This window comes from Parvibaculum sp., from assembly GCF_049672805.1.
GTDB lineage: Bacteria > Pseudomonadota > Alphaproteobacteria > Parvibaculales > Parvibaculaceae > Parvibaculum.
Genome location: NZ_JBATWS010000376.1, coordinates 1 through 3,410 on the forward strand (window position 1 = coordinate 1; position 3,410 = coordinate 3,410).

Annotated in this window: 3 protein-coding genes; all 3 read right to left on the bottom strand. The window is 60.3% G+C overall.

Features of this window, described 5'->3' with window-relative positions; all coding sequences use genetic code 11:
• Nucleotides 1-99: 99 nt before the first annotated feature.
• A complete protein-coding gene (murC, locus tag WBF74_RS11690; RefSeq protein WP_424439920.1) occupies nt 100-1,575 on the bottom strand; it encodes a UDP-N-acetylmuramate--L-alanine ligase in 1,476 nt (491 codons plus the stop codon).
• Nucleotides 1,575-2,768 (bottom strand): undecaprenyldiphospho-muramoylpentapeptide beta-N-acetylglucosaminyltransferase, encoded by a 1,194-nt coding sequence (gene murG, locus WBF74_RS11695; RefSeq protein WP_424439923.1) that lies wholly within the window; start codon nt 2,766-2,768, stop codon nt 1,575-1,577. Before murG ends, murC begins: the two co-directional genes overlap by 1 nt.
• The coding region (locus WBF74_RS11700; RefSeq protein WP_424439926.1) for an FtsW/RodA/SpoVE family cell cycle protein at nt 2,765-3,410 on the bottom strand (646 nt) is incomplete at its 5' end. The genes murG and WBF74_RS11700, both read right to left, overlap by 4 nt.

The window sequence follows — 3,410 nt, forward strand, 5'->3', positions numbered from 1 at the left end:
CACGGAACCAGGTCAGCGGCGCAAGCGGCGCATCCGCAACCAGCTCGCCGCGCACGGAAGGCAACCGATCAATGAGAGGGCGTGTGGCTTCGGCAGCCATCATTTCTTCCTCCCCCTCGTCGCGGCCTTCTCAGGTGACTTCGCTGTGGTCGCCTTCTTCGCACCCTTCTTGCCAAGCTTTGCGAGATCTTCCGCCAGCGCATTCGCCCAATAGGTGATGCTGCCTGCGCCGAGGCAGACAACGAGATCACCCGGCTTTGCAATATCGGCAATGAGGCGCGGCAGTGCTTCAGGGTTTTCAAGGGGCATGACATCGCGGTGGCCACGGTCGCGCAGCCCTTCCACCAGCGCATCCCGGTTCGCGCCCTCGATCGGCTTTTCGCCCGCTTCATAAACATCCGCAACGATCACCGTATCGGCATCGTTGAAGCAGGAGCAGAACTCATCGAAGAGATTGTGAAGTCGCGTATAGCGATGCGGTTGCACCACGGCGATGGTGCGTCCCTGCGTGGCAGAACGGGCCGCCTGCAACACAGCGGCAATCTCGACCGGGTGATGGCCATAATCATCATAGAGATTGACGCCGTTCCACTCGCCTACATGGGTGAAACGCCGCTTCACACCGCCAAAGCCTTCCAGCGCACCCCGAATGCCCTCATCGCCAATGCCCATTTGCAGGGCGACGCCAATGGCAGCAAGGCTGTTCAGCATGTTATGCGTGCCATGCATGGCAAGACGCACGGCATTCATCTCGCGCTTCGCGCCCGTCTTGCGATCCGTGATCGTGACATCGAAGACGTTGAACTTGCCTTCAACACGCGCATTGGTGGCGCGAATATCGGCCTGCGGGTTCGTGCCATAGGTCACGATGCGGCGGTCGCGCACGCGGCCGATCAGCGCTTGCACCTCCGGATGGTCGATGCACATGACCGCCGCGCCATAGAACGGCACATTCTCGATAAAGGTCAGGAAGGCATCCTTCGCCGCATCAAACGTGCCGTAATAATCGAGATGCTCGGGATCGATATTGGTGACGATGGCAATGGTTGCAGGCAGCTTGACGAAAGTGCCGTCTGACTCGTCAGCCTCCACCACCATCCATTCGCCTTCACCAAGCCGCGCATTGGTGCCATAGGCGTTGATGATGCCGCCATTGATGACAGTCGGATCGAGACCCGCCTTGTCGAGAATGGCCGCAACAAGCGAGGTGGTCGTCGTCTTGCCGTGAGTGCCTGCAATCGCGACGCAGCTCTTGAGGCGCATCAGCTCTGCCAGCATTTCCGCGCGGCGCACCACGGGAAGGAAGCGTGCCCGCGCTTCCATCAGTTCAGGATTGTCGGCCTTGATCGCCGATGACACGACGACCACCTGCGCATCCTTCAGGTTCTCCGCCTTCTGGCCGATAAAGACCTTTACGCCGAGCCCCTTGAGCCGCTTCACGGTCGCGCTCTCGGAGAGATCGCTGCCCTGCACCTTGTAGCCAAGATTGTGCATGACTTCGGCAATGCCGCTCATGCCGATGCCGCCAATACCAACAAAATGGATGGTGCCTATATCGAGTGGTGCCGGACGCATCATGCACCTCCCGCAGCAAAGTTGAGATTGGTGGAACCGCTTTCAATGGCAGCATTCTTTGCGGCACGATCACGCAGCGGGTGATAATCCCCGCGCCCCAGCGCTTCGACGAGATTGGCAAGTTCGCGCACGGCTTGCGGCTGCCCCATCTTCTTCGCGGCTTGCGCGGCGGCGACAAGTTCGCCTGAATTGTTGAACAGCGTTTGCAAGCGGCTCGACAGCATCTCTTCAGTAAAATCCTTCTGTTCGATCATCCAGCCTGCACCTGCAGAACCAAACTTTTCGGCATTCGCCTTCTGGTCATTGTCAAGCGAATGAGGCAGCGGCACGAGAATGGCCGGACGGCCAATCACCGAAAGCTCGCTCACCGTGGAAGCGCCCGACCGGCCAATGACAAGATGCGCAGCCGCGATGCGCTCCGGCATATCGTCAAAGAAGGAAGCAAGCTCTGCCGCAATGCCCGCTTCTTCATAGATGCCGCGCACACGCTCGATATCTTCAGGCCGCGCCTGCTGCACCACACGAAGGCGCGCGCGCATTTCCTGCGGCAGAAGCGCAAGGGCGCCCGGCACGACATCGCTCATCACCCGCGCGCCCTGGCTGCCGCCAAAGACGAGAAGATGAAACAGCCCGTTACTCTGCGGTGCCTGATAGGGGCGATCTGCCTGCGCGATAACGGCATCGCGGACAGGGTTGCCCGTCAGCACAAGTTTGCTCGCATCCCGCGACTTGAGAAACTTCGGCGCCTCGAAGGTCGAGGCAACGGCATGAACATGCGGCGCAACAAGCCGGTTCACACGGCCAAGCACAGCATTCTGCTCATGCACGCAGCATGGCACACCGCGCACAATCGCGGCGGCAACGGGCGGCAGCGTCGGATAACCGCCAAAGCCGATCAACGCGGCAGGCTTCACCCGCTGCAGAACAGCGATGCTCCTCGCGATACCCGCAATGATGGAGGGCACGGCTTTCACCATGCCGACAAGCCCGCCACCGGAAGGCGTCGCGGACGGCACTTCGAAAATATCTGCCTCGGGAAACAGCTTGTCGAAACGCTGCACACGCTCATCTGTCATCAATACGATCTTGCGGCCACGGCGGCGCAGTTCCTGCGCAAGCGCCTGACCGGGAAAGAGATGCCCGCCCGTTCCACCAGCAGCGATGACAATGGGACCGGAAGGATGGCGCTTCATGCGTTGATCCCCCTTCCATTCGGCGCGGCCACATTGGCACCCGCGCGGCGGCGCGTCAGCGCGAGCAACATGCCCATCGAGAAGGCAAGCGCGAGAAGCGAGGAACCGCCATAGGAAATGAAAGGCAGCGTCATGCCCTTGGCCGGCATGAGGTTCACATTCACCCCCATGTTGATCAGCGCCTGAAAGCCGAACTGGGCAACAAGGCCGCAAGTCGCAAATTGCACGAAGAGATCATGCTCGTCCATCGCATGGCGCAGGGTGCGAATGACGATGAAGGCAAAAATCCCGATGATGAGGAGACCGACAATGACGCCATACTCCTCCGCCACGACCGCAAAAATGAAATCCGTATGCGCGTCCGGCAAAATGCGCTTCACGATGCCTTCGCCCGGCCCGCGACCAAAGAAGCCGCCCGCGTGAACCGCATCAAGCGCGCGATCCACCTGATAGGTGTCGCCCGATTCCGGGTTCAGGAAGCGGTCCACACGGCTTGCCACATGCGGCATCGCCGAATAGGCAACAAAGGCGCCGACCACTGCCAGGGCTGAAAGCGAACCGATCCAGAACCAGGAGAGACCTGCCATGAAGAACATGGCGCCAAACACCATCGTAACCAGCATGAGCTGACCGAAATCAGGC

What these genes read in the sequence shown, in the direction of transcription:
- murC (WP_424439920.1), bottom strand. Translation starts at nt 1,575, where the DNA reads ATGCGTCCGGCACCACTCGATATAGGCACCATCCATTTTGTTGGTATT.
- murG (WP_424439923.1), bottom strand. Translation starts at nt 2,768, where the DNA reads ATGAAGCGCCATCCTTCCGGTCCCATTGTCATCGCTGCTGGTGGAACG.